General features: G+C 48.8%; 5 protein-coding genes. 4 read left to right on the forward strand and 1 reads right to left on the reverse strand.

The genetic code is table 11. From position 1 onward, the window contains the following. The 3 genes from NZ772_15880 to thrB form a co-directional block, all read left to right on the forward strand. Positions 1-265 (forward strand): FAD-binding protein (locus NZ772_15880; protein MCS6815034.1); only part of this gene is annotated, 265 nt, incomplete at its 5' end. A gap of 117 nt (positions 266-382) precedes the next feature. After that, on the forward strand, positions 383-1270 hold the full coding sequence (locus NZ772_15885; GenBank protein MCS6815035.1) for a universal stress protein: 888 nt from the start codon (positions 383-385) through the stop codon (positions 1268-1270). 233 nt (positions 1271-1503) lie between these two features. After that, positions 1504-2454, forward strand: coding sequence for a homoserine kinase (gene thrB, locus NZ772_15890; protein ID MCS6815036.1), 951 nt, complete (start codon positions 1504-1506; stop codon positions 2452-2454). On the opposite strand, the gene NZ772_15895 is transcribed toward thrB, so the two are convergent. Then, entirely contained in the window at positions 2426-2521 is a 96-nt protein-coding gene (locus NZ772_15895; GenBank protein ID MCS6815037.1) for a cytochrome B6, read from the reverse strand. The two genes, thrB and NZ772_15895, sit on opposite strands and share 29 nt — an antisense overlap. Positions 2522-2622: 101 nt before the next feature. Here NZ772_15895 and aroB point away from each other — a divergent pair. Next, positions 2623-3518, forward strand: an 896-nt coding sequence (gene aroB / locus NZ772_15900; protein MCS6815038.1) for a 3-dehydroquinate synthase, incomplete at its 3' end; no start/stop codon positions are given.

A 3518-nucleotide genomic window follows, 5' to 3' on the forward strand; every position in this document is an offset into this window, starting at 1 on the left:
TTTGGAATTTCTGCGGGTGAATGGTACTGCTGTGCCTTGCGGCTTACAGGTGGTTCGCTTCTCTACCGAAGAGCGCCTTAATGAGATCATTCAGTACCATGAAGACCATGGCGCTTGGATTTTTAATCCCCATACCTACATCTTGGAGGATGGAGGACGGAAAACGATTGACCCGATTCAGGTTGCTTTCAAAGCAATGGTAGATCCTTACGGCCTGCTAAACCCTGGTAAGATGCGGGCGTGGATGGAACAGGTTATGGCTTAATTCTTATCGAGGAATTGCTGAATAGCCACTACAATTGAAGGGTATGGGTAGGCCAGCTATTGTAACCAGAACTATAGCCAAGCTAGCTATTACACGTTGCATTCATGGGTCAACGTTATGTTTCAACGATTTTTAGTATCTACGGATCTTACAGATGGTGCCTATCGGTTGCTTACTTGTCTGCCAGCACTAGCTAGCGCTGGTGTTAAAACGATCGTATTCTTACACGTAGTACCGCTTGGCTCTGATGATGGGGTGCCCCGTGTGGATGAAGAGAAGGTAGAGCGGGCACGTCAACTATTGAATGCTGGTCTAGAAAAGACAGACATGACCATTGAAGCAACGATCGACATTCGCACAGGTAACCCATCGGAGGCTATCTTGAAGGCTATACAGGTTCATGATCCTCAAGTTGTCCTCTTAGGAAAGCCTGTTAGTTCCTTCTTGAATGAAAAGTTGTTTGGCAGCACAACCACTAAACTCGCTCAACAGATTAAGATTCCTTTGCTGGTCATGCGCCCGCAGCTTGTCATGGCCTTTACCCAGGATGAACTCACATTACGGTGCCAACATTTGTTCCGCACGTTGTTGATTCCCTGTGATGGCTCAGAGACATTTCAACAATTGTTGCGGCGGTTATCGAACTGCTTACAGGAAACCACAGCTAAGATTCCAGAACGGATTGTGCTCTGCCGGGTGATTGAAGAAGGACGATACCAGAGCCTCTCCCAAGCAGAAAGTCAAAAACAAGCGGAGGAGCAGTTATCTACAGCTAAGGCTCTGTTGGCAGATGTGATGGCTTTGGGTGTCCAGGTGGACGTGAGCATCCGCCAAGGGAATCCAGTAGTGGAAGTTATGCAAGCGGCATTTGAAGTGGATGCAACAGCAATCGTAATCTCATCGAAAAATGTGGGCAAAATCTGGGAATTGTCCGTTCCCAGTGTTGCAGGAGAGCTACTCCGGCAGTGCTGGCGACCAGTGTTGTTTTTCCCTCCTGTCAGCTAGGCGATTCCCCAACAGGCAGTAACAGACTCTACAGACTCTATGCTTCACCTACTCCTTTGCCTGAGGTACAGTAGGAGGATGGTTGAAGTGCATTCAGCAATTATGTGGATGAGTCGTTAGTGTCAAACCTAGTGGGATAGCTGTTTGCGTGGCTAGTGGTCTATACGGCTATAGACATTGTGAATGATTACTCAACCCTTCCTGTAGTCGGCTGATGGGTGGTTTTTCACATCATGGCAGATTCTATTATGGTTACGGTTCCGGCCACGACGGCCAATATTGGGGCAGGGTTCGACTGTCTAGGGGCAGCATTGACTCTGACTAATCAATTTACATTTACCCTGATGGACTCATCGCTTCCAGAGTTATTAGCGATTGAAGCGATTGGTCTAGAGGCGAGTCGTGTAAAAACCGATGCCCATAACTTAGTCTATCGATCCTTTGCCAAACTATTTCGTCACATTGGCAAGCCTGTGCCGCCCGTCAATATCAAGATTGAGTTAGGGGTGCCGTTATCACGGGGGTTGGGCAGTTCGGCAACGGCGATCGTCGGTGGGCTGGTAGGTGCAAATTACTTAGCTGGTTCCCCTCTACGGGAGACCGAGCTTTTGCATTTAGCCATTGCTATCGAGGGGCATCCTGACAATGTAGTGCCTGCCCTGTTAGGTGGTTGTCGGCTGGCTGTGGCCACGGGTGAGACGTGGGTGGTCTGCGATGTGCCTTGGCATGAATCGATAGTCCCGATCGTTGCCATTCCTGAATTTGAGCTATCCACCTCAGAAGCCCGAAGAGCACTGCCATCCCACTACAGTCGGGCTGACGCAATTTTCAATGCTGCTCATGTAGGACTGTTGTTGCGGGGCCTAGAAACTGGTGATAAGAACTGGTTACGAGCTGCCCTTGACGATCGGATTCATCAACCCTATCGCAAAGTGCTAATCCCTGGATTTGATGCCGTTTATACTGCTGCTCTTGATGCTGGTGCCTATGGATTAGTCATTAGCGGAGCCGGGCCAACATTGCTAGCCCTAGCTCCTGGATCTATAACTGCAACTGTAGAATCAGTGCTGAGAACTGCTTGGCAAACAGCAGGTATAACTGTGAAGACAATGACTCTAGACATTGAGCATCAGGGCACCATAGCCCAGGCACTGCCTAAATCAGCTTCACAGCCCGCAATGTAAAGAGCAAGGCGACGGCTGCTCCGAAAGCAAGTCCCAGAAACACAAGATAAGCAATCACACCAGACATAGGTAATTTTCCCAAAGATACTAATACCCTTATTGAACCATTTCCTGGCATAGAATACGTCTGTCATCTGCTTGTCAATTCCAGCGCTGATTGTCACTGATATGAAATCTGTTATTCCCGTTGAGCTACCACAAGACAGTTACTCTATTGGCATTGCTACCAATAGCTTGGCAGATTTGGGAGTATGGTTGGTCGCCACCAAGGGCACGGGCCGAAAATTAGGGCAAAAGGTAATGGTAGTCTCTAATGCCAAGATTTTTCGCCACTATGGGCAAGTGGTCATCACGTCCCTAACCCAGGCTGGATTTGAGGTTAGCTACTGCCTATTACCAGCGGGAGAACGCTATAAAACCTTGAAGTCTGTGCAAAAAATCTACGATGTGGCATTGGCAAACCAACTAGAGCGATCGTCTACCCTTGTAGCCTTAGGCGGTGGGGTGATTGGGGATATGACTGGTTTTGCAGCAGCAACTTGGCTACGAGGAATCAACGTTGTGCAAGTGCCTACGTCATTGTTGGCCATGGTGGATGCTGCGATTGGTGGTAAAACTGGTGTTAACCATCCCCAGGGTAAAAATCTAATCGGAGCTTTTCACCAGCCTCGGTTAGTGCTGATTGATCCTACTGTGCTGAAAACGCTCCCCACGAGGGAATTTCGGGCGGCGATGGCTGAGGTGATTAAGTATGGGGTGATTTGGGATGCCACTCTATTTGAACGGCTAGAGGGCTGTAAGCGTCTCGATCGCCTGGCTGTAATTGAGCATCAGCCTGCTACTCCAGAAGCAGAGTTATCTGTGTTGGAAGAAATTCTGTTGCGCTCTTGTCAAGCTAAGGCCCATGTAGTTAGCAAAGACGAAAAAGAAGCTGGCCTTCGGGCTATTCTTAACTACGGGCATACTATCGGACATGCTGTTGAAAGCTTAACGGGCTATCGAGCGGTGAATCACGGGGAAGCTGTGGCGATAGGTATGGTTGCGGCTGGTCAATTGGCTGTGAC

It is taken from the genome of Cyanobacteriota bacterium (genome assembly GCA_025054735.1).
Classification (GTDB): Bacteria; Cyanobacteriota; Cyanobacteriia; order SKYG9; family SKYG9; genus SKYG9.

Excerpts from the sequence above, each read along its gene's own strand:
- NZ772_15895 (MCS6815037.1), bottom strand. The coding sequence starts at position 2,521 with ATGTCTGGTGTGATTGCTTATCTTGTGTTTCTGGGACTTGCTTTCGGA.
- NZ772_15885 (MCS6815035.1), top strand. The coding sequence starts at position 383 with ATGTTTCAACGATTTTTAGTATCTACGGATCTTACAGATGGTGCCTAT.
- thrB (MCS6815036.1), top strand. The coding sequence starts at position 1,504 with ATGGCAGATTCTATTATGGTTACGGTTCCGGCCACGACGGCCAATATT.